Origin of the sequence: Dietzia sp. JS16-p6b (assembly GCF_003052165.1) — a bacterium.
Classification (GTDB): Bacteria; Actinomycetota; Actinomycetes; order Mycobacteriales; family Mycobacteriaceae; genus Dietzia.
This window is the reverse complement of sequence record NZ_CP024869.1, coordinates 1,364,471-1,385,834: the sequence shown is the minus strand read 5'-3', so window position 1 is coordinate 1,385,834 and position 21,364 is coordinate 1,364,471. Positions and strand designations below refer to the sequence as shown.

The following is a 21,364-nucleotide window of genomic DNA, read 5'->3' as shown; positions in this document are numbered from 1 at the left end:
GGTGCCGTGGGCCCGAACCCCGGGACCAGTAGTATTCGAGTCCATCGTGGCCCGCGGACGCGGGATCTGCCCCACCCCCGACGACGATCGACGAGGTACCCGACGAATGTGTGGCCTGCTTGGTCTGCTCACCCCCGACGGCTCCGCCCGCACCCACGAGTCGAGGGTCCTGGACGCGATGGGGTGCCAGCGGCACCGTGGCCCGGACGAAGTGGGGACCTGGGTCGACGACGACCTGGCGTTCGGCTTCAACCGACTGTCGATCATCGACATCGCCCATTCACACCAACCGCTGCGCTGGGGACCTCCCGAGAGCCCCGATCGCTACGTCCTGACCTTCAACGGCGAGATCTACAACTATGTCGAACTCCGTGCGGAGCTCCGGGCGGAGTTCGACGCCGAGTTCCGCACCGAGGGTGACGGCGAGCCGATCATCGTCGCCTTCCACCACTGGGGCCCCGCGGCGGTCCGCCGACTCCGCGGGATGTTCGCCTTCGCGATCTGGGACACCGTCGAGCGCACGCTCTTCGTCGCGCGCGACCCCTTCGGCATCAAACCGCTCTACATGGCCAGCGGGCCCGGGGGCACCGCGTTCGCGAGTGAGAAGAAGTCGATCACCGAGCTCGCGGGGGTGCTGGACGTCGACACGTCTCTCGACGCCCGCGCCCTGCAGCACTACGTCACCCTCCAGTACGTCCCGGAGGACGAGACGCTGACGCGCGGTGTCCGGCGGCTGGAGTCCGGATGCCACGCCACCGTCTCCCCCGGCACCGTCCCCGTGATCGAGCGGTACTTCGAGCCGACGTTCCCCGTGGCACCCATCGCCGACGGTGACGCCGAGCGCCGCTACGAGGAGATCGCGGTGGCTCTGGAGGACTCCGTCGCCAAGCACATGCGGGCCGACGTCACCGTGGGGTCCTTCCTGTCCGGCGGCATCGACTCGACCGCCATCGCCGCCCTTGCGCGGCGTCACAACGAGAACCTCCTCACCTTCACCACCGGCTTCGAGCGGGAGGGTTATTCCGAAGTGGACGTGGCCGCGGAGTCCGCGGCGGCGATCGGTGTGGAGCACATCGTCAAGGTGGTCTCACCGGAGGAGTTCGCCGCCGCGATCCCGGAGATCATCTGGTACCTCGACGAACCGGTCGCCGATCCGGCGCTGGTGCCGCTGTACTTCGTCGCCCGAGAGGCCCGCAAGCACGTCAAGGTGGTGCTGTCCGGCGAGGGGGCCGATGAACTCTTCGGCGGGTACACCATCTACAAGGAGCCACTGTCCCTGGCGCCGTTCGAGAAGGTCCCGGGCGGCCTTCGCCGGGCCCTCGGGCGGGTGAGCACGCGGATCCCCGAGGGCACCCGCGGCAAGAGCCTGTTGCACCGGGGATCCATGACCCTCGAGGACCGCTACTACGGCAACGCGCGCTCGTTCTCGGAAGACCAGGTCCGCTCGGTCCTCACCGACTACCGGGCCGAATGGGGCCACCAGGACGTCACGGGCCCCATCTACGAGCGTTCGCGCGGCTGGGACCCCGTCGCCCGCATGCAGCACCTGGACCTGTTCACGTGGCTGCGCGGCGACATCCTGGTCAAGGCCGACCGGATGACCATGGCCAACTCGCTCGAGCTGCGCGTGCCGTTCCTCGACAGAGAGGTCTACGAGGTGGCCTCGCGCCTGCCGTACACGGAGAAGGTGGCGCACGGGACCACCAAGTACGCGCTCCGTCAGGCCCTCGAACGGATCGTCCCCGCGCACGTCCTGCACCGGAAGAAGCTCGGCTTCCCGGTTCCGACCCGGCACTGGCTGGCCGGACCCGAGCTCCACGACTGGGCTCGCGGGCAGGTCCTGGCCTCGGGCACCGACGAGTTCGTGGACAAGGCCGCCGTCCTGCGGATGCTCGACGAGCACCGCCGTGGCGAGTCCGACCACAGCCGCCGGATCTGGACCATGCTGTGCTTCATGATCTGGCACGGCATCTTCGTCGAGGGGCGCATCGTCCCCGACATCGAACAACGGGACTACCCCGTCCGCCTCTAGCCGGGCGGGCCGGGTCTCTCAGGTCCTCAGGCGGGTCACGCCGGGAGGAGCACCGCGAGCTCCTCCGCGGCCTCGTCCCCGTAGGCCGCGGCGAGACGCCGGCGCGCGGCCGCCGGGTCGATGCTCCACTCCTGCGTGCCGGTCGTCTCCAGCACGTGGGTGGCGATGAGAGCACCGAACTGGGCTGAACGCTCCAGCGAGAGGCCGTCGACGACCCCGGTGAGGAAGCCGGCGCGGAACGCGTCGCCGACGCCCGTGGGGTCGAGCAAGTTGTCAGAGGGCACGATGCCCACCTCGAGGGGCTCGGCGCCCTTCTCCACGATGATCACGCTCTTGCCGCCGCGGGTGGTGATGCGGGTGCCGACCTTGTCGTCCAGTTCCCCGGCCGTCCACCCGGTCTTGTTCAGCAGCAGTTCGTACTCGTACTCGTTGGTGAACAGGTACCGGGCGCCGTCGACCAGCGCTGCGGCCGCCTCACCGTCGAGGAACGCCAGCTGCTGGGAGGGGTCTGCGGCGAAGTCGAGTCCGAGCTCGCGGCACTCCGCCGTGTGCGAGTTCATCGCGGTCGGGTCGTTGGCGCCGATGAGGACGATCTCGGGCCGGCCGATGCGGTCGAACAGGCGGGCCAGCGAGATGGTGGCCGCCTCCCCCATCGCTCCCGGATAGAACGACGCCAGCTGGGCCATGTCCGAGTCGGTGGTGCACACGAACCGCGCGGTGTGCAGGGCGGAGCTGATGTGGACCGCCGAGGTGTCGACGCCGTGCCTCTCCAACCAGTCGCGGTACTCGGCGAAGTCCTCACCGGCGGCCCCCACCAGATGGGGACGACGGCCGAGCACGCCGAGCGCGAACGCGATGTTGCCACCCACTCCGCCGCGGCGGATCTGGAGGGAGTCCACCAGGAAGCTCAGCGACACGTGGGCGAGCTGCTCCGGCAGGAGTTGCTCGGAGAACCGACCCGAGAAGGTCATGAGGTGGTCGGTGGCGATGGAACCGGTGATGACTACTGACATGCTCCAGACAGTAGACGACCCGGGCCGACACGCTGTCGGTCCGGGTCGTCGGTGCCCCGGGCTCGCCCCGGGAACTACCCTGGTGAACTCAGTTGAACGAGTCTCCGCAGGCACACGAGCCGGTGGCCTGGGGGTTGTCGATGGTGAAGCCCTGCTTCTCGATGGTGTCGACGAAGTCGATCGACGCACCCGTCAGGTAGGGGACGCTCATCCGGTCGACGGCGAGCTTGATGCCGCCGAAGTCGTCCACGACGTCGCCGTCGAGCGAGCGGTCGTCGAAGAAGAGCTGGTAGCGCAGGCCGGCACAACCACCGGGCTGGACGGCGATGCGCAGCGCCAGATCGTCGCGGCCTTCCTGGTCGAGGAGCGCCTTGGCCTTCGAGGCGGCGGCGTCGGTGAGCAGCACACCGGTGGCGGTGGTCTCCGTGGCGGTGTTCTCCGCAGTGGTCATGTCGGTTCTCCTTGCGATCCGAGAGGGTCTTCGGTGGCGTCCTACGGTGGTGCAACGTCCACCGGGGAGCTCTCTATTCCCCGGACGCCGCGTCGACTGACACGATACGCCTGCAGGGAGCGGCGGGTGAATAACCTCGGTGCGGCACGATCGCCTAGCCTGGGTGCGTGAAGTTGCGTGCATTCGGCTCCAGTAAAGACGACCCCGGCAAGGGCTCGACGGGTTCCGACTCCGGGCCGGAGTCCTCCCCCGGAGCGGCTGCGGCCGGTGCTGGGGCTGATTCCGCGGCTCCGGCAGGGGACGCCCGGCGACCCGCGGGCAAGGGCAAGCCCACCCCCAGGCGGAGGGACCAGGAGCGCGCGCGAGGTCTGCGGACCGGGCCCGTCACGGCGCCCGTCACCCGCAAGGAGGCCAAGGAGCGGCGGAAGGCCGCCCGGGCGAACATGTCCAAAGACGAGCGCAGAGCCTCCAAGGCCGAGGAGCGGGCCGCCCGTGAGGAGCGCCGTCAGCTCATGATGGCCGGCGACGACCGTTACGTCCTCTCGCGCGACCGCGGCGAGGTCCGTCGCTTCGCCCGCGACTGGGTGGACACCCACCGGCGCCTGATCAACTTCTTCATGCCGCTCGCGCTGTTCGTGATCATCTTCCAGCTGATCCCCAACCCCGCCTTGATGTTCTACAGCCAGAACCTGTTCCTCATCCTCATCGTGGTCGTGGTGGTGGACGGCATCCTGCTCGGGCGCAAGGTCAACAGTGTCGTCCGCGAGCGGTTCCCGGACACCGAGGACACCGGGTTCGGCATGGGGTGGTACGCGGTGATGCGGGCGACCCAGCCGCGGATGCTCCGCACCCCGCGCCCCCGGGTGCGCCCGGGCGACCCCATCTGACCTGATCACCAGCTGACCTGCTCGGCAGCTGCCCTGACCGACGATCCACGGAAAGGCCCCGAACGCCATGCGCCTGCTCGTCCTCGGCGGCACCCGCTCGGGCAAGTCCGCCCACGCCGAATCGGTGGCCGTGGCCACCGGCGGGAACGTGGTGTACGTCGCCACCGCGCGATCGGACCACGACGACGCGGAGATGACCGCCCGGATCGCCGTGCACAAGGACCGGAGGCCGGCCGAGTGGTCCACCGAGGAGACCGACGAGATCACACGGGTACTCGCCGATCACCCCGACGACACGGTCCTCGTCGACGACCTCGGAGGCTGGCTGACCCGCAGGATGGACGCCACCCTCGGATGGTCCGACGGCGGGGCGGCCGTGGCCGGTGAGGTCGACTCGTTGGTCTCGGCGGTCACCGCCCACACCGGTTCGCTGATCCTCGTGTCCCCCGAGGTCGGCCTCGGGGTCGTGCCCGACTCGCTCTCCGGGCGCCTCTTCTCGGATCTGCTCGGTGGGCTCAACCGGCGGCTGGCCGACGTGTGCGACTCGGCCGTCCTCGTCGTCGCCGGGCGGGTCCTGACACTCTCTGACACCGCGGTCCCCGCCGCGCAGCGAGCGATCGAGCCGCCACCCGCTCCGGAGACCCGGCCCGGGGTCGAGAAGGTGGTCGCGGTGGCGGTCGCGCCGGGGCCCGAGGACTTCCCCGGTCTCGGGGACGTCGAGTACTACGACGACCCCGTGACTTTCCCCCCGGTCCACCCGCCCTCTTACACCGTGGCCGACGAGGCCCGAGCCCGGCAGCTGGAGCTGACCAAGCCGTCGGGCTCGCTCGGTCGGCTCGAGGAGATCGGGGTGTGGATCTCGGCGTGCCAGGAGACCTGCCCGCCCCGTCCTCTCGACCGAGCGCGGGTCGTGGTGTTCGCCGGCGACCACGGTGTGGCCACGAACGGGGTCTCCGCCTTCCCGCAGGAGGTCACCCTGCAGATGGCCGACAACATCGTGGGCGGTGGTGCGGCCGTGTCCGTTCTCGCCCGCGCGGCGCGGGCGACGGTCCGGGTGGCCGACATGTCCATGGCCGCGGAACGCCCCGGAGGGTTGGACGACCACAAGATCCGACGCTCCAGCGGGTCGATCGATCGTGAGGACGCGCTGAGCCACGACGAGGTCCGGGCCGCGGTCGCGGCCGGCCGCAGGATCGCCGACGAGGAGGTCGACTCGGGTGCGGATCTGCTCATCGCGGGCGACCTCGGCATCGGCAACACCACGCCGGCGACGGTGATCACCTGCCTCGTCACCGGTCGCGAGCCGGTCGAATTGGTCGGCCGTGGCACCGGGATCGACGACGGCGGATGGATGCGCAAGACCGCGGCGATCCGTGACGCGATGTTCCGGGCCTCCGGTGACCTCCGCGACCCGGTGGGCATGCTCCGCCGGGTCGCGGGCGCCGACCTCGCCGCCATGGCGGGATTCCTCGCCCAGGCCGCGGTCCGCAAGACCCCCTGCATCCTCGACGGGTCGGTGGTCACGGCGGCGGCACTACTCGCCGAGGCCCTGGCACCCGGGGCTCGCCAGTGGTGGGTCGCCGGCCACCGGAGCGCCGAGCCGGCCCATTCCGCCGCGCTGACCTACCTCTCGCTCGAGCCGATCCTCGAACACTCCATGCGTCTTGGCGAGGGCAGCGGGGCCGTCGCCGCGCTGCCCACCGTCCACGCCGCGATCGCGGTCCTCACGGAGATGGCGACCTTCGCCGACGCCGGGGTCAGCGGCAAGGCCTGACGTGCTCGACCCGGTCCGCCTCGCACTGTCCTGGATGACGGTGCTCCCCGTGAGTGGTCCGGGTCGGCCCGTGGGGCCGGGTCCGTCCGAGGCCGGTCGGGCGATGACCGCCCTGCCGGTGGTCGGGCTCGTCTGCGGGGTGGTCGCCACCGCGACCGCTCACGGGGCGCACGTGCTCGGGGCGGGCCCCGTCCTCTCCGGGGTGGCGGGGGTCGCCGCGGTGCTGGCGTTGACCCGCGCGATGCACGTGGACGCGCTGGCGGACACCGCGGACGGCCTGGGGTCGTATGCCGGGCCCGAGCGGGCGCTGGAGATCATGCGCTCCGGGACGATGGGGCCGATGGGCGGCGCGGTCCTGGTCCTCGTCCTGCTCGCCGAGGTCGCCGCTCTCGGCGCGCTGGTCGCCTCGGGCGCGTGGTTGGCCCCGATCGCGGCCTTCGTCCTGTCCCGTTGCCTTCCGGTGGTACAGCTGCGACGGGGCGTCCCCGCGGCGACCACGTCGGGTTTCGGCGCCCTGGTGGCCGGGTCGCAGTCCCGGCCGGCGGTGGTGGCCGTCGGCCTGATCTGCGTCGCGGCCGGCGCCGGTCTGGCCGGGACGGGAGGGTCGGGGACCTGGTGGGCACCGCTCATCGGGGCGACGATCGGCCTGGCCCTCTACGCTGCCGCGGCGGGCTTCGCACGCCATGCCGTCCGTCGGCTCGGCGGCGTCAACGGGGACATCCTGGGGGCGGGGATCGAGGCGGGCACGGCGGCGGCCCTCGTCGTCGCCGTCATGCTGACCTGACCCCCGCGCCCCAACGCCGGCCCGGTGCGCCGATCCGGTCAGGCGAGAGTGGTCATCCACCCGAAGGTGTCGTCCACCGAACCGCGCTGGATCCCGGTGAGGGTCTCACGCAGACGCATGGTGATCTCACCGGGGCCGCCGTCGCCGACGGTGTAGCCGCCCCCGCTGTGCCGGACGGACCCGACGGGGGTGATCACCGCCGCGGTCCCGCAGGCGAACACCTCGGTGATCTCCCCGGAGGCCACCCCGGTCTCCCACTCCTCCACCGAGACCTTCCGCTCGGTGACGGGATAACCGAGGTGCCGCGCGAGGCGGATGAGGCTGTCGCGTGTCACGCCGGGCAAGAGCGAACCGGACAGCTCCGGGGTGACGATCTCCGCCGAATCGCCGGTGCCGAGGATGAAGAACAGGTTCATCCCGCCCATCTCCTCGACGTACCTGCGCTCGATGGCGTCCAGCCACACCACCTGGTCGCACCCCTCGCCGGCGGCCTGCTCCTGCGCCCGCAACGATGCCGCGTAGTTCCCCCCGAACTTCGCCGCACCGGTTCCGCCCGGGCTGGCCCTCACGTATTCGGTGCTCAGCCACACGCTCACGGGGGCCACTCCACGCGAGAAGTAGGCGCCGGCGGGAGAGGCGATGACCGAGTAGAGGTACTCGTCGGCAGGCCGCACGCCCAGGCCCGTCTCCGTCGCGATCATGAACGGGCGCAGGTAGAGCGCCTCCTCCCCGCCGGCGGCGGGGACCCAGTCGCGGTCGATCGCCACGATCTGCCGCAGGGACTCCATGAAGAGCTCCTCGGGCAGCGTCGGCATGGCCAGACGCTGCGCGGACCGGTTGAAACGCGCCGCGTTCTGCTCCGGGCGGAAGGAGGCGATGGAGTCGTCGGCCTGCCGGTACGCCTTGAGGCCCTCGAAGATCGTCTGGGCGTAGTGCAGGACCACGGCGGAGGGATCGATCGACAGCGGAGCGTAGGCCTCGACCGTCGGGGTACCCCAGGACCCGTCGGAGTACGGAAGGGTGACCATGTGGTCGGTGAAGTGCTTGCCGAAGCCGGGAGCCGCGAGGATGGCTTCGCGCTCGGCGGCCGTCCTCGGGTTGGCCGAGGGGCGGATGTCGAACTGGGACATGTCGTCTCGCTTAGGTGAGAAGGGGCGGGTCAGCGGGTGCGGATCTCGACGAGCGGCGGTACCGCGAGGCGGCACGGTACCTCACGCCCCCGTACGTCGACGACGACCTCGTCGCCCTTCTTGAGCCCGGCGTCCAGCTCGACGAATGCGAGCCCGATCCCCGTCTTCAGGGTCGGCGAGAACGTGCCGGAGCTGGTGACGCCCACGTCGCGTCCGCCGGCCCGCACGGTCTGGCCTGCGCGCAGCACCCCCCGGCCCGTGACCTCGAGTGCGTACATGCGCCGAGCGGGCCCGGCCTCCTTCTGACGCATCAGCTCGTCGCGCCCCCAGAAGGACGGCTTGTCCCAACCGATGGCCCATGCGCAGCGGGCTTCGAGCGGGCTGAGGTCGAGGGACAGCTCGTGTCCGTGCAACGGGTAACCGGCCTCGGTGCGCAACGAGTCGCGGGCACCCAGACCACACAGGGCACCCTCGCGCGCGAGGACCTGCTCGGCGAGCGCGTCCCAGACGGGACCGGCCTGGTCCCAGGCGGGCAGGACCTCGAAGCCGTACTCGCCGGTGTACCCGGTGCGGCAGACCCGGACGGGCTGCCCGTCCCAGTCGGCGTCGACGAAGGCCATGTAGTCCAGGTCGACGGGCAGGCCGACCGCGGTGAGGACCTCACCGGCGAGCGGGCCCTGCACGGCGATCACGGCGCGGGAGCGGTGCTCATCGGTGACGTCGACCTCGGGCGCCCGCTCCGCCGCCGCGGCCTGCATCCGTCGCACCACCTCGGCGGTGTTGGCGGCGTTGGGGATGAGGAAGACCTCTTGGTCGGAGACGCGGTAGGCGATGAGGTCGTCGACGACTCCCCCGGACTCGTCGCAGCACAGCGTGTACTGCGCACTGCCCGCCGAGATGCGGTCGAGGTCGTTGGTGACGCACGTGTTGACGAACTCGGCGGCTCCGGGACCGGTCACGAGTGCCTTCCCGAGGTGGCTGACGTCGAACAGTCCGACCGTGGTGCGGGTGGCGGTGTGCTCGGCCACCGTCCCCGTGTACTGCACGGGCATCGACCAGCCACCGAACGGGGCGAACGTGGCACCGGCCTCCACGTGACGGGAGTGCAGCGGCCCCTCGAAGAGGTCCCCGGTGTCTGTCATGTCGCCACTCCTCGCGCTCCTTGGTACGGCTGTGCTCCCACGGTAGTCGATAGACTATGGTGCCCCGGCCGTGGCGGTCCCGCCACGTCGTCAGGGCACCCGACACGTCCCGTACGTCCACGCCGAACGCCAGGAGTGCTTCATGCCCACCGCGCAGTCGATCCTCACCCACAGCCCGGACCTCGCCGTGATCGAGGCCGTCACGACACCTGTCGAGTCCGAGGTGGTCGTGGTCGGTATCGCCGCGGACGCGGGATCCGGGAACGGCGGCGGAGAGACGACAGCGGCCCCCGTCGTCGTCGCCCCGGGTCTCGACGGCGACTCGACCGCGGCGCTCGCGGACCTGGCCCACTCCGTCGGCGCCTCCACCAAGGTCGGGTCCACCACCCGCGTCCCGGCACCGGAGGGCGTCCCGGGACGGTCCGTGGTGCTCGTCGGCCTCGGATCCGCTGACGACGAAGTCGGCGACGAGACCCTCCGCCGGGCGGCCGGCGCCGCCGCGCGCGCGTGCCGCGGCCTGGGCGCCGCGCTGGTCCTGCTCGACGCCGAGCGCGCCGAGGCCGTCGCGTTGGGGGCGGCGCTGGGATCGTTCCGGCCGGCCAAGGTCACCGCGAAGGATGACGGCGACGAGAAGGCGGACTCCGTGAAGGTGCTGGTCGCGGAGGGCGGCGGGGACGCGGTGGCCCGCGCGGCCACGATCGCGGAGTGCGTCAGCCTGGCTCGCGACCTGGTCAACACCCCGCCCAACCTGCTCTTCCCCGGCTCCTTCGCGGACCGTGCGGCCGAACTCGCCGCCGGCGCGGGCCTCGACGTGGAGGTCCTGGACGAGCCCGCTCTCGCGGAGGGCGGCTTCGGCGGCATCCTGGCGGTGGGCGGAGGGTCGTCCCGCGGGCCGCGACTGGTCCGTCTCACCCACCGCGGGGCCGAGGGTCGACCCACCGTCGCGTTGGTCGGAAAAGGCGTCACGTTCGACACCGGCGGCATCTCCATCAAGCCGGCCGCGGGGATGGAGCAGATGACCATGGACATGGGCGGAGCGGCCGCCGTCGTCGCGACCGTCATCCTCGCCGCCCGGCTCGGGCTGGACCTCACCGTGGTGGCCACCGTCCCGATGGCCGAGAACATGCCGTCGTCCACGGCGTACCGCCCCGGTGACGTGCTCACCATGTACGGCGGGACGACGGTGGAGGTGCAGAACACCGACGCCGAGGGCCGACTCATCCTCGCCGACGCCATCGTCAGGGCCTGCGAGGACTCCCCCTCACACCTCATCGACACCGCGACGCTCACCGGCGCACAGATGGTGGCCCTGGGCAAGAAGACCCCCGGCGTCATGGGCACCGAGGACTTCCGGGACCGGGTGGCCGAACTCAGCCGCGAGGTCGGCGAGGGCGGCTGGCCGATGCCGCTGCCGGAGGAACTGCGTGACGGATTGGACTCCGAGGTCGCCGACCTCACCAACGTGACCCCGCATCGCTGGGGTGGCATGCTCTCCGCTGGCCTGTTCCTCTCCGAATTCGTCGCCGAGGGCGTCGAGTGGGTCCACATCGATGTGGCCGGCCCGGCCTATAACGACGGTGGCGCCGAGGGGTACCTGCCCAAGGGGGGGACCGGGGTGCCCGTACGGACGATGCTCGCGGTCCTGGAGGACATCGCCTCTCGGTGAGTGGTGTTCGACGATTCTCCACTGCAGGGCGCTGACATCGTCCGCACGGGTCACTCTGGACGGGGTGCGATCACGCAGGGTGGGGTGCGATCACGCGACCTGCTCGAGCACCCCGTCAGGGACCGACTGCACGTCCACGGCAGCCGATGCGTTGCCGAACCCGGGATTGCCGGCCGTGGCGAACCAGTCCCGGGCGACGGTGATGTCGTCTGTGAAGGCGCGGCTCAGGATGAGCAACAGCCGGGCCTTCTGCGGAAGCAACTCGTTGCCGGAGATCATCCCCGCAGCACTGGTGGGGCCGACCGTCCCGGAGCCGGTGCGGCTGGTGGAGACGAACCACACCCCTTGAGTGATGGCATCGCGGCGAGCCTGGCCTGCCGCCGAGGAGATGCCGCCCGCACCGGTACCGGCGGTGACGATTCCGGTCGCCCCACCGGCGACCATTCCCCGGATCGCATCCCCGGAGGCCTCCTGGTAGTTGTAGAAGATCTCCACCTTGGGCAGATCGCCTGCTGAGATCTCCGACAGGTCGAAGGGCGTGAACCACCGGTCGGACTGGCAGTCAAGCACTCTGGACGGTCCACGCGGGAGACTGATCCGATCGCCGTCGATCCACCCGAGAACGCCGACTCTCCGGGATTCGAACGTGTCGGTCCGCATGGTGTTGCCCTTGGTGACGTCGCGTGCCGCGTGAATCTCGTCGTTGAGCATCAGCACGGTGCCGAAGCAGTAGGTCTGCTGAGATGCCGCGAGCCGGATCGACTGGAGCAGGTTGGCGGGGCCGTCACTGCCGAACACCGGGTCGACATCCGGGGTTGGGCCGGCAGCCCACGGACGCATCGCGCCTGTGATGACTACCGGCTTCTTGCTCTGGACAGTGACGTCGAGCCAGTACCCGAACTCCTCCATGGTGTCGGTCCCCGTGGTCACCACGACGGCGTCCGAGCTCGCGAGTGCTCGTTCGACCGCCAGGGTCAGCTCGCGATACTGCGCGATGGTGTAACCGCCTGAACCGGCGTTGCCGAACTGCACGATGTCCACGTTGGCCATCTGGTCGATGGCCGGGGCGATTTCGGGGATGAGCTCGGCCATCGGATACGTTCCGGCGCGGTAGTTCGAGTACGAGTCCTGCGTGGTCGCCCGGCCGGCGAGGGTGCCGCCGGTCGCCACGACCGTCACGGTGGGCAGGGTGGGATCCCCGTCATCTATCGGCTCAGTCGGATCGGGCTCGACCGGATCGGGCTCGACCGGAGTCTCGGGTGCGCCTGGCGCTGTCGTGCCCGTACTCGATCCGAGACTGCCGGCGGCGAGGCTGTCAAGCGGAGAGCCCGCCGCTGTGCTGGGCAGCCCTGTGGCCAGGAGTCCGGCGCAGGACAGAGCGGCCACGAACGCTCGTGCCCTGCGGCGGGTTGTCATCTGGAGCATGTGCGCTCATTTCTCTGAGTGGGAAGGGAAACCCGGTCGCTGTGGGAGTGATCCACAAGTGGTTCGAGCGACCAGAGACACACTGTCGCCTTGCTGTTACGGCAGCATTTCCGGTGCATCTTCTTAGGTTTCAAAAGCATCAAGGATGAGTTACGCGGTGATCTCGAACTCTCGGGGGCCGTCGGCGGCGATGGTGCGCCCCTTCGAGAGTCACGACTCAGCGATGGGAGCGGTCGGGGGCGATCGTCGTCGGATGGACGCCAGACTCAGCGGTGCTCACCACACGAACACCGTCGCCCACGGGACTCCGTGGGATACGGCCCCGGCGGAGTGGGCATCGTTCGATCGGCACCTCTCGGCACCACGGTGGTCATCTAGTCCGGCGGGAGTCCCTCGCCTTGGCGCTACGGATGTGCGGTCGGACCGCCCGGCACTGCTAGTGGTCATTCCCGCGCATCTGCTCGCGGAGCCGGCGGGCCCTCTCCTTGCGCTCGCGCGAGATGCGGACCTCCTCGAAGAGCCGCATCCGATCCGGGTACCCGGTCTCCATCGCGTCGTACAGGGGGATCTCCAGCTCGTCGGCGAGCTTGCGCGCGGTGGCGACATCCCCCACCGGGCGGCGCGTCCACTCGCCGTCGAAGGCGACCAGGAGCAGCCCCGGCACCGACACGAGCGTCTCGGGCTCGAGGTACGCCTCGATCCCCACCCTGGTCTCACACCACGACCGGAAGTGGGCGAGGTCAGCGGGATCCGCCGGGATCCGTGACCGCCGCCGCCGGAATAGATCGCGGATCGCCACCGTCGGACTCCTCCCGTCGGCCCCCCGTCCGGGGTGGGGCCGTCTGTGACATTCGATCGTACCGAGCGCCAGCACCGGTGATGGCGTGGCCGCCGGCCGGTTCAGGCGGCCGCTGGCGCCGGGATCGGGGCGTCCGACGACACCGGCAGGTGGTACAGGGCACAATGGTGGGCGATCGTCCGGGCGGACCGCCACAGCGGTCCGGTCCCGGGTCGTCGCAGAACTGACAGCTCACCACCATGTCGCCGCTCACGCGGGCGCGGATCGCGCCGGCGGGCAGCGCCCACAACTCTTGAGGAGTCACGACACCATGGCCTTCTCCGTACAGATGCCGGCTCTCGGTGAATCCGTGAGCGAGGGCACCGTCACCCGCTGGCTCAAGAAGGAGGGGGACACTGTCGAGGTCGACGAACCGTTGCTCGAGGTCTCCACCGACAAGGTCGACACCGAGATCCCGTCGCCCGCCGCGGGCACCCTGTCCAAGATCGTCGCCGACGAGGACGAGACCATCGAGATCGGCGGAGAGCTCGCGGTCATCGACGACGGTTCCGGTGGATCCGACGACGATTCGGATGACGACGCCTCCGACGCTGACGACTCCGCCGACGAGGCCTCCGACACCGCCGATCAGGACAGCGACGAGGCAGACGAGCCCGCGCCCAGCTCGTCCTCCGCCACCAAGGGCTCCGGCTCGAAGGGCTCCGGCGGCAAGGGCACCGAGGTCACCATGCCCGAACTCGGCGAATCCGTCACCGAGGGCACCATCACCAACTGGCTCAAGGCCGTCGGCGACACCGTCGAGGTCGACGAGCCCCTGCTCGAGGTCTCCACCGACAAGGTCGACACCGAGATCCCCTCCCCCGTCGCCGGCACCATCCAGAAGATCGTCGCCGACGAGGACGACACCGTCGAGGTCGGCGCGGTCCTCGCCGTCATCGGAGACGCAGACGCCTCCGACCAGGACGACCAACCCGAGGACGGCGACGAGACGGCGGAGGACGCCTCCGACGCTGACGACTCCGCCGACGAGGCCTCCGACACCGCCGATCAGGACAGCGACGAGGCAGACGAGCCCGCGCCCAGCTCGTCCTCCGCCACCAAGGGCTCCGGCTCGAAGGGCTCCGGCGGCAAGGGCACCGAGGTCACCATGCCCGAACTCGGCGAATCCGTCACCGAGGGCACCATCACCAACTGGCTCAAGGCCGTCGGCGACACCGTCGAGGTCGACGAGCCCCTGCTCGAGGTCTCCACCGACAAGGTCGACACCGAGATCCCCTCCCCCGTCGCCGGCACCATCCAGAAGATCGTCGCCGACGAGGACGACACCGTCGAGGTCGGCGCGGTCCTCGCCGTCATCGGAGACGCAGACGCCTCCGACCAGGACGACCAACCCGAGGACGAGGGCACCTCCGACGCCGCGGAGTCCGCCCGGCCGGACGACGCCCCCGCTCAGGCGGAAGGTGACGCCACCGATGCGGCCGGTGCCGCCGAGCAGGACGACGCGGCGGGCGACACCCCGGAGACCGAGAAGAAGGCCGCGGACAAGGCGGCGGCGAAGGCCGAGAAGTCCACGGGGTCCGATGGCGGCGAGAAGGCGTCGGGTGGCCACCGTGAGCGGGCCGAACCGGCGGAAGCCGCCAAGTCCGGCACCTCGCCGTCCGCCACGCCGTTGGTACGCGCGCTCGCCGAGGAGAAGGGTGTCGACCTCGACACCGTCGAGGGTTCCGGGGCGAGTGGGCGCATCCGTAAACAGGACGTCCTCGCGGCGGCCGGGGACAAGGGCGGCGACAGCGGCGCCGACGCGGCCGGGGGCACGGCCGACGCCGCCGACTCGTCCACCGGATCCTCCCCGTACGTCACGCCGCTCGTGCGCAAGCTCGCGCAGGAGCACGGCGTGGATCTTGATTCCGTCAAGGGCACCGGGATCGGTGGCCGCATCCGCAAGCAGGACGTCCTCGCCGCGGCCGAGGGGGGTGCCGAGGGCGGCGCGGACGCTCCCGCGGAGAAGAAGGCCCCGGCGGGCGGCCCGTCCACGGCCGGGGTCCGGCCCGAACTCGCGGAGCTGCGCGGGACCACCAAGAAGGCCAACCGGATCCGCAAGATCACCGCCAAGAAGACCCGCGAGTCGCTCCAGACCAGCGCGCAGCTCACCCAGGTCTTCGAGGTGGACATGAGCCGCGTCGCGCAGCTGAGGGCACGGACGAAGAGCCAGTTCGCCGACACGCACGGCGTCAAGCTCACCTACCTGCCGTTCTACGCCAAGGCTGTGGTCGAGGCGCTGGTCTCCCACCCGAACGTCAACGCGTCGTACGACGAGGACAGCAACGAGATCACATACCACGGGTCCGTGAACCTCGGTATCGCCGTGGACACCGAGGCCGGGCTGCTCTCACCGGTCATCCGCGACGCCCAGGACCTGGACATCCCCGGGCTCGCCAAGGCGATCATCGACCTGGCGGAGCGGGCGCGGGCCTCCAAGCTGACCCCGGACGACCTCCAGGGCGGGACGTTCACCATCACCAACATCGGGAGCGAGGGTGCGTTGTTCGACACCCCGATCCTCGTGCCGCCGCAGGCGGCGATGCTGGGGACCGGTGCGATCGTGCGGCGCCCCGTGGTGGATGTCGACGACGACGGCGAGTCGATCGCCATCAGGTCGATGGGGTACCTCCCCTTGACCTACGATCACCGCCTCATCGACGGCGCCGACGCCGGCCGGTTCCTCACCACGGTCAAGGACCGTCTCCAGAGGGCCGAGTTCGAGGGGGACCTCGCGCTGTAGGTCTCGACGACGGAACGACGGGCGCCCTCCCCCGGAAGGCGCCCGTCGTCGTCGTCGGGGTCGTCCCGCCTAGAGTGGTCGCCATGTCGCACACCGGTCAGTCCCTGCGCCGCGATCCGGTCGAGCCGGAGATCCGCCGACTCGGGACCGTCGAGTACACCCCCACCTGGGATCTGCAGCGGACACTGGCAGAGGAGAGGGCCGAGGGCACCCGCGGGGACACGATCCTGCTCCTGGAGCACCCGGCCACGTACACCGCCGGCAAGCGCACGGAGCCAGCGGATCGCCCGGTCGACGGGACCCCCGTCGTCGATGTGGACCGGGGTGGCCGGATCACCTGGCACGGGCCCGGGCAACTGGTCGGGTACCCCATCATCGCGTTGTCGGATCCCATCGACGTGGTCGAGTACGTACGCCGGGTGGAGCAGGCCCTCATCACCACCTGCGCCCGGATGGGGGTGGAGGTCGACCGGGTGGACGGCCGGTCCGGGGTGTGGTGTCCGGCCGGGGACGGCCGGCCGGAGCGCAAGATCGCCGCCATCGGGATCCGTGTCCAGCGCGGGGTGACGATGCACGGTTTCGCGCTCAACTGCGACTGTGATCTCGACGCCTACTCGCGGATCGTCCCCTGCGGGATCGTCGACGCCGGGGTCACGTCCCTCTCGGCCGAACTCGGACGGGACGTCCCCGTCTCGGAGGTCCTCGACCAGGTCACCTCCGACGTGGTGGAGGCGCTCGACGGACGACTGCCCGTGCAGTGAATCGAGAGTAGGCTTGCGGCCGTGACTGTGACTCCTGAAGGCCGCAAGCTGCTCCGCATCGAGGCCCGTAACGCCGAGACGCCGATCGAGCGGAAGCCGTCGTGGATCCGGACCCGGGCCACCATGGGTCCGGAGTACAAGGAACTCAAGAGCCTCGTCAAGACCGGTGGTCTGCACACGGTGTGCGAGGAGGCCGGGTGTCCCAACATCTACGAATGTTGGGAGGACCGCGAGGCCACGTTCCTCATCGGCGGCGAACAGTGCACGAGACGCTGCGACTTCTGCCAGATCGACACCGGTAAGCCGAGCGCCCTGGATCGCGACGAGCCGCGACGGGTGGCGGAGTCGGTGCGCGAGATGGGTCTGCGCTACTCCACCATCACCGGTGTCGCCCGTGACGACCTGCCGGACGGCGGCGCGTGGCTGTACGCGGAGACGGTCCGCAAGATCCACGAACTCAACCCCAACACCGGGGTGGAGAACCTGATCCCCGACTTCAACGGGGACCCGGACCAGCTCGCGGAGGTCTTCGAGTCGCGGCCCGAGGTGCTCGCACACAACCTGGAGACGGTCCCCCGGATCTTCAAGCGCATCAGGCCGGCGTTCCGGTTCGACCGGTCCCTCGGAGTGATCCGCGCCGCCCGTGACTTCGGGCTGGTCACCAAGTCCAACCTCATCCTGGGGATGGGCGAGACCACGGAGGAGATCGTCGACGCGATGGTCGACCTGCATTCCGCGGGGTGCGACATCCTCACCATCACCCAGTACCTCCGGCCGAGCCCGCTGCACCACCCGATCGACCGCTGGGTCAAGCCGGAGGAGTTCGTGGAGCTGTCCGAACAGGCGCGCGAGATCGGTTTCGCCGGGGTCATGGCCGGCCCACTGGTGCGGTCCTCGTACCGGGCCGGTCGCCTCTACGTCCAGGCTCTCGAACACCGCGGCCAGGAGGTACCCGAGCATCTCGCGCACCTGACCTCCGGCGGCGCCGCCTCTCAGGAGGCCTCCTCCGTGCTGGCACGCAGCCTGGCCTGAGCCCCGCACGGGCGACCGCGTCTCCGCCCCGGTCGCCCGGCGCGTCTCACTCGGCCCCCCTGCGGTGAACCGCGGTTCCCGGGTGGTGGTGCCCGCCACGTATCCTGAACGGTATGGCGAAGAGCGAGGTCAGCAAGGCGGACAAGAAGGCGGCCCGGGCTGCCCGGCGGCAGGCGAGCAAGGCACAGCGCGGCCAGATGTGGCAGGCACTGAAGATCCAGTCCAAGCAGGACAAACTGCTGTGGCCGCTGATGATCGGCGCGTTGATCCTGTCCGCCGTCGCGTTCTTCCTCCTGGGTTCGCTGTGGGGTGGCCAGTGGTGGATGCTTCCACTGGGTGTGCTCACGGGTCTGATGCTGGCGATGGTCATCTTCTCCCGCCGCGTCCAGAACACGGTGTTCGCCAAGGCCGAGGGCCAGCCCGGTGCGGCGGCGTGGGCACTGGACCAGCTCCGATCCGGGTGGCGCGTCAACCAGGCCGTCGCCGCGACCACCAGCTTCGACGCGGTCCACCGCGTGGTCGGACGGTGTGGGATCGTCCTCGTGGGCGAGGGGCAGCCGCACAGGCTCAAGCCGCTCATGACGCAGGAGAAGAAGAAGGTCGCCCGCGTCGTCGGCGACACCCCGATCTACGAGTTGATCGTGGGTGACGAGGAGGGGACGACCCCCGAGCAGGTCCCCCTGCGCAAGCTCAACCGCCGCCTGACCAGGTACCCGATGAACATCAACCGCGCGAAGGTCGACGCCCTGGACACCAGGTTGCGGGCGCTCGGGACCAAGACCGGAATCCAGAACCAGATGCCCAAGGGCCCGCTCCCCCAGGGCGCGAAGGTCCGCAACATGCAGCGCAGCGCCCGCCGTCGGGGCTGATCCCGCACGAAGCCGATCGGTCGGGGTTACCCGGCGACCACGGGGACGGCGCACGGGCTCGCGGTTCCGGCTCAGCGCGTCCGGCTCACCGCGTCCGGATCAGGGCCGTGCCCGTGGCCCTGTCGTGCAGACCGCGACCGTCCTCATCCTGAACGAGGGGCGGGATCAGGAAGAACACGAAGAAGACGCGGACGATGGCGCGGATGAGCCCGACCCGGTCCTCGGCGTCGATCCGGGCGGTTCCTATCCCGAAGAGCGCCTGCCCGGGAGTCTGCGCGAAGAGCCAGACGCACACCACCCCGGAGACCCCCCAGAGCAGCGGGGTCGCCCAGCTGGCGACAGCGGAGAACGTCTCCCCGCCGAGAAGTCCCGCCCCTCCGAGTGAGACCACGAGTCCGACGAACCCGTAGGCGAGGAACCAGTCGACCAGGAGCGCACCGAGTCGTACCCCCAGCGGCGCGAGGGACCCCTCGCCGTGCTCGGGCAACCCGAGACGCTCACCCTTGTACGCCTGCTCCGGCTCGGTGCCGGACGACGTGGGGCCTGACAGCCATGATCCCGCAATTTCCCGCATGCTCCCAGGGTAACCGGGGACCGGACGAGCCCAGTATCGGTATTCCCTCACCATGGTTGACTAGGCTGACCCCAGTGGGAGGGACCGTCACCCGGCAGGCCTCTGTAACACCGCCGAAACATTCGGTTGACGGCCGGGCAACACCCCGCCCATATCGTGAGGTCACCGCACGACGGGCGGCACCGGTTGCCTGTCGCACAGAGAGACGAGGAGCGACATCGTGGCATTCTCCACTCCGGACGAGGTCATCAAGTTCATCAAGGACGAGGGCGTCGAGTACGTCGACATCCGGTTCACCGACTTGCCGGGCAACGAGCAGCACTTCACGATCGCCGCCGCGGCGTTCGACGAGGACCTGTTCGAGGACGGCCTGGCGTTCGACGGCTCCTCGATCCGGGGTTTCCAGTCGATCCACGAGTCGGACATGATGCTCCTCCCGGACGTCGCCACGGCGCGGCTCGACCCCTTCCGTAGGGCCAAGACGCTCAACATCAGCTGCTTCGTCCACGATCCGTTCACCCGTGAGGCCTACAGCCGCGACCCCCGCAACGTCGCCCGCAAGGCCGAGGAGTACCTGGTCTCCACGGGTATCGCGGACACCTGCTTCTTCGGCGCCGAGGCCGAGTTCTTCGTCTTCGACTCGGTCCGGTACGGCTCGGGCACCAACCACGGCTTCTACGAGGTCGACTCCAGCGCCGGCAACTGGAACACCGGCTCCGGCCAGGAGGCCGACGGGTCGCCCAACCTCGGTTACAAGGTCCGCGAGAAGGGCGGGTACTTCCCCGTCGCCCCGTACGACCACTTCGTCGACCTCCGCGACGAGATGTCGACCAACCTCACCAACGCCGGCTTCGAGCTCGAGCGCTTCCACCACGAGGTGGCCGGTGCGCAGCAGGAGATCAACTACAAGTTCAACACCCTGCTCCGCGCCGCCGACGACGTCCAGCTCTTCAAGTACATCGTCAAGAACACCGCGTGGAAGAACGGTAAGTCCGCCACCTTCATGCCGAAGCCGCTCTTCGGTGACAACGGCTCGGGAATGCACGCCCACCAGTCGCTGTGGAAGGACGGCAAGCCGCTGTTCCACGACGAGTCCGGGTACGCCGGCCTGTCCGATATCGCCCGCTACTACATCGGTGGCATCCTGCACCACGCTCCGTCGCTGCTGGCGTTCACCAACCCCACGATCAACTCGTATCACCGCCTGGTGCCGGGTTACGAGGCGCCGATCAACCTCGTGTACTCGCAGCGCAACCGGTCCGCCTGCGTGCGCATCCCGATCACGGGCAACAACCCCAAGGCCAAGCGCATCGAGTTCCGCTGCCCCGACTCCTCCGGCAACCCGTACTTCGCGTTCGCCGCCATGATGATGGCCGGTATCGACGGGGTCAAGAACAAGATCGAGCCGATGGCGCCGGTGGACAAGGATCTCTACGAGCTCCCGCCGGAGGAGGCCGCCGACATCCCCCAGGCGCCGACCTCGCTGCCCGCGGTCATCGACCGTCTCGAGCAGGATCACGAGTACCTCACCGAGGGCGGTGTGTTCACCGAGGACCTCATCGAGAACTGGATCACGTACAAGCGTGAGAAGGAGATCGCCCCGGTCAACCTCCGCCCGCACCCGCACGAGTTCGAGCTCTACTACGACTGCTGATCCGAGGGTGTCCACCCACGATCTCTGATCACCGAAGCGGCGGCTGAGCTGCGGAGACGGTGTCCACCGTCTTCCGGCATCAGCCGGAGACGGTGTCCACCGTCTTCCGGCATCAGCCGCCGTTCGTCGTTCACACCTGGTGATCCGGGGTGTCGGCGAGACGGATCAGCGTCTGGCGGCCGGTCGCGACATGAACACGCCTGCCGGCCTCGAGGGTGAAGGCCTCCAGTCGGCACACCGTGAGAGTGCGGCCACTTCTGATCACCGTGGCTTCGGCGATGAGGGACTCGCCCACGGCCGGCGCCAGCAGATTCACTGAGAAATCAACTGTCAGGATTGAATCCGCGCGTGTGTACGTCGACAGGCCCGCATAGCCGCCCGCGGTGTCGGAGAGCGAGCTGGTGACTCCGGCGTGAAAGTAACCGTGCTGCTGTGTGAGGTCGGGACTGAAGGGTGCGCAGAGCTGGCAGAATCCGCGGCGCAGCTCGGTGATACGGGCGCCGAGATGGCGCATCAGTCCCTGACGCGAAAAGCTGGCCGCGACGTGGTCGGCGAGTTCGGCGGGGATGTTCTCGGAGGCGTCCACTGT

At 69.8% G+C, this 21,364-nt stretch carries 18 protein-coding genes; 10 read left to right on the top strand and 8 right to left on the bottom strand.

Annotated elements, in window-relative coordinates; translation table 11 throughout:
• Positions 1–106: 106 nt before the first annotated feature.
• A complete protein-coding gene (asnB, locus tag CT688_RS06250; RefSeq protein ID WP_107756188.1) occupies positions 107–2,032 on the top strand; it encodes an asparagine synthase (glutamine-hydrolyzing) in 1,926 nt (641 codons plus the stop codon).
• A 35-nt stretch (positions 2,033–2,067) separates the two neighbouring features.
• Here the strand turns inward: asnB and CT688_RS06245 are convergent, their stop codons facing one another.
• Positions 2,068–3,045 carry a carbohydrate kinase family protein gene (locus tag CT688_RS06245; RefSeq protein WP_107756187.1) on the bottom strand — a complete coding sequence of 326 codons (978 nt, stop codon included), beginning with the start codon at positions 3,043–3,045 and terminating at the stop codon, positions 2,068–2,070.
• Between the two features lie 88 nt (positions 3,046–3,133).
• A complete protein-coding gene (locus CT688_RS06240; RefSeq protein ID WP_107756186.1) occupies positions 3,134–3,496 on the bottom strand; it encodes an iron-sulfur cluster assembly accessory protein in 363 nt (120 codons plus the stop codon).
• Positions 3,497–3,663: 167 nt separating this feature from the next.
• Here CT688_RS06240 and CT688_RS06235 point away from each other — a divergent pair, with 167 nt between their 5' ends.
• The 3 genes from CT688_RS06235 (at position 3,664) to CT688_RS06225 (ending at position 6,941) form a co-directional block, all read left to right on the top strand.
• Complete coding sequence (locus tag CT688_RS06235; protein ID WP_107756185.1) at positions 3,664–4,383, top strand: DUF3043 domain-containing protein; 720 nt, start codon at positions 3,664–3,666, stop codon at positions 4,381–4,383.
• Between the two features lie 67 nt (positions 4,384–4,450).
• The gene (cobT, locus tag CT688_RS06230; RefSeq protein WP_107756184.1) at positions 4,451–6,157 is read left to right on the top strand and encodes a nicotinate-nucleotide--dimethylbenzimidazole phosphoribosyltransferase; all 1,707 of its coding nucleotides are present in this window, start codon (positions 4,451–4,453) and stop codon (positions 6,155–6,157) included.
• A gap of 1 nt (position 6,158) precedes the next feature.
• A complete protein-coding gene (locus tag CT688_RS06225) occupies positions 6,159–6,941 on the top strand; it encodes an adenosylcobinamide-GDP ribazoletransferase (protein WP_107756183.1) in 783 nt (260 codons plus the stop codon).
• Between the two features lie 38 nt (positions 6,942–6,979).
• Here CT688_RS06225 and CT688_RS06220 read toward each other — a convergent pair whose 3' ends face one another.
• Both CT688_RS06220 and gcvT read right to left on the bottom strand, forming a co-directional pair.
• Entirely contained in the window at positions 6,980–8,071 is a 1,092-nt protein-coding gene (locus CT688_RS06220) for a branched-chain amino acid aminotransferase (protein WP_107756182.1), read from the bottom strand.
• Between the two features lie 29 nt (positions 8,072–8,100).
• Complete coding sequence (gcvT, locus tag CT688_RS06215) at positions 8,101–9,213, bottom strand: glycine cleavage system aminomethyltransferase GcvT (RefSeq protein WP_107756181.1); 1,113 nt, start codon at positions 9,211–9,213, stop codon at positions 8,101–8,103.
• Positions 9,214–9,355: 142 nt separating this feature from the next.
• On the opposite strand from gcvT, the gene CT688_RS06210 reads away from it, so the two are divergent.
• Positions 9,356–10,879, top strand: coding sequence for a leucyl aminopeptidase (locus tag CT688_RS06210; protein ID WP_107756180.1), 1,524 nt, complete (start codon positions 9,356–9,358; stop codon positions 10,877–10,879).
• A 90-nt stretch (positions 10,880–10,969) separates the two neighbouring features.
• Here the strand turns inward: CT688_RS06210 and CT688_RS06205 are convergent, their stop codons facing one another.
• Both CT688_RS06205 and CT688_RS06200 read right to left on the bottom strand, forming a co-directional pair.
• Positions 10,970–12,304: an asparaginase gene (locus CT688_RS06205; RefSeq protein WP_231750527.1), complete on the bottom strand. Its 1,335-nt coding sequence runs from the start codon at positions 12,302–12,304 to the stop codon at positions 10,970–10,972.
• A 436-nt stretch (positions 12,305–12,740) separates the two neighbouring features.
• Positions 12,741–13,103 carry an oxidoreductase gene (locus CT688_RS06200; RefSeq protein WP_107756178.1) on the bottom strand — a complete coding sequence of 121 codons (363 nt, stop codon included), beginning with the start codon at positions 13,101–13,103 and terminating at the stop codon, positions 12,741–12,743.
• A 310-nt stretch (positions 13,104–13,413) separates the two neighbouring features.
• Here CT688_RS06200 and sucB point away from each other — a divergent pair, with 310 nt between their 5' ends.
• From sucB to CT688_RS06180, 4 genes are all read left to right on the top strand, one after another.
• Positions 13,414–15,885 carry a 2-oxoglutarate dehydrogenase, E2 component, dihydrolipoamide succinyltransferase gene (gene sucB, locus CT688_RS06195; RefSeq protein WP_107756177.1) on the top strand — a complete coding sequence of 824 codons (2,472 nt, stop codon included), beginning with the start codon at positions 13,414–13,416 and terminating at the stop codon, positions 15,883–15,885.
• Between the two features lie 83 nt (positions 15,886–15,968).
• A complete protein-coding gene (gene lipB, locus CT688_RS06190) occupies positions 15,969–16,646 on the top strand; it encodes a lipoyl(octanoyl) transferase LipB (RefSeq protein ID WP_107756176.1) in 678 nt (225 codons plus the stop codon).
• 21 nt (positions 16,647–16,667) lie between these two features.
• Positions 16,668–17,678, top strand: coding sequence for a lipoyl synthase (lipA, locus tag CT688_RS06185; RefSeq protein WP_107756175.1), 1,011 nt, complete (start codon positions 16,668–16,670; stop codon positions 17,676–17,678).
• Positions 17,679–17,791: 113 nt separating this feature from the next.
• Complete coding sequence (locus CT688_RS06180; RefSeq protein WP_107756174.1) at positions 17,792–18,547, top strand: DUF4191 domain-containing protein; 756 nt, start codon at positions 17,792–17,794, stop codon at positions 18,545–18,547.
• A gap of 85 nt (positions 18,548–18,632) precedes the next feature.
• Here the strand turns inward: CT688_RS06180 and CT688_RS06175 are convergent, their stop codons facing one another.
• Complete coding sequence (locus CT688_RS06175) at positions 18,633–19,121, bottom strand: RDD family protein (protein ID WP_095719131.1); 489 nt, start codon at positions 19,119–19,121, stop codon at positions 18,633–18,635.
• Positions 19,122–19,341: 220 nt separating this feature from the next.
• Here CT688_RS06175 and glnA point away from each other — a divergent pair, with 220 nt between their 5' ends.
• The gene (gene glnA / locus CT688_RS06170; RefSeq protein WP_095719132.1) at positions 19,342–20,775 is read left to right on the top strand and encodes a type I glutamate--ammonia ligase; all 1,434 of its coding nucleotides are present in this window, start codon (positions 19,342–19,344) and stop codon (positions 20,773–20,775) included.
• A 130-nt stretch (positions 20,776–20,905) separates the two neighbouring features.
• On the opposite strand, the gene CT688_RS06165 is transcribed toward glnA, so the two are convergent.
• Positions 20,906–21,361: a PaaI family thioesterase gene (locus CT688_RS06165; RefSeq protein WP_231750526.1), complete on the bottom strand. Its 456-nt coding sequence runs from the start codon at positions 21,359–21,361 to the stop codon at positions 20,906–20,908.
• Positions 21,362–21,364 lie beyond the last annotated feature (3 nt).